This window comes from Ruegeria sp. AP12 (genome assembly GCF_056540025.1).
Genome location: NZ_JBQFVZ010000111.1, coordinates 1 through 1,008, shown reverse-complemented (window position 1 = coordinate 1,008; position 1,008 = coordinate 1). Strand labels below are relative to the sequence as shown.

Below are 1,008 nucleotides of genomic sequence, written 5' to 3'. Positions count from 1 at the left end.
CATCACCGGCAAACCGGGCCTGAAAGTGGCGGAATATGCCCGTGAAAACCATGTTGATTTGGTTATAGTCGGATCTCACAAACCCGGCGTTCGGGACTATCTTCTGGGCTCGACGGCGTCGCGTATTTCACGCCGCGCGCCGTGTTCCGTCTTTATCCTTCGATGAGGGGTAAGGGGTCTCAGACCCTCAAAAGACCCGGTACTGGCCGCCCGGAAAAAGAGACGCGGCTGCTGCTTGGCCAGAGCGACGGAACAAACCTGAGCGAGCAGCCCTATGATCGACGCCGTTTGTCTTATGCGTCCACATTCAGCAACCCGGTTCAGCGAAGGGCGATTAAAGCGATCGAGCTTGCGACAAGCAAATTCCATTTGTTGCGTCGCATCCGAAAATTCGAGGCAATGGGCGTACCCTCTGGGCAACCCTTCTGGGGGCAGGCCCTCAAGGTGATGGGCATCGCGCTGCAAACGCCCGATGAAGAAATTCGTCAAATCCCGAGCAAAGGGCCCGTAGTGGTTGTCGCCAATCACCCGCACGGACTTGTCGACGGCATGATCCTGGCGGAACTGATCGGTCAGGTCCGAACCGACTTTAAAATTCTAACGCGGTCCCTGCTGACGGGTGTCGTTGAGATTGACCAGTTCATGATCCCGGTCCCCTTCGATCATGAACCCGACGCTCTTGAAAAGAGCTTGGAGATGCGCCGAAAAGCAATGGAGCATCTTGCGAACGGAGGGTTGATCGCACTATTCCCTTCCGGGGTTGTTGCCTCGTCGGACAGTTGGTGGGGGCCTGCAGTCGAACGCGAATGGAATCCCTTTACAGCCAAGTTGATCCGGCGCTCTGGGGCAACAGTTGTCCCCATCCGCTTTCCAGGACGCAACAGTCGCGCATATCAAATCGCCAGCAATGTCTCCGCCACGCTGCGCCAAGGGTTGCTTTTGTACGAGGTGCGGCATGCCTTGGATAAACCCCAGCGCCCGATCGTCGGTGACCCTATTGAGAGAGAC

The 1,008-nt window shown here is 56.9% G+C and carries 2 protein-coding genes; both read left to right on the top strand.

The window, feature by feature from the left end; all coding sequences use genetic code 11:
* Positions 1-25: 25 nt before the first annotated feature.
* Positions 26-166 carry a universal stress protein gene (locus ACR0E6_RS21575; protein WP_480587163.1) on the top strand — a complete coding sequence of 47 codons (141 nt, stop codon included), beginning with the start codon at positions 26-28 and terminating at the stop codon, positions 164-166.
* Positions 142-1,008, top strand: an 867-nt coding sequence (locus tag ACR0E6_RS21570; protein ID WP_480587160.1) for a lysophospholipid acyltransferase family protein, incomplete at its 3' end; no start/stop codon positions are given. The genes ACR0E6_RS21575 and ACR0E6_RS21570, both read left to right, overlap by 25 nt.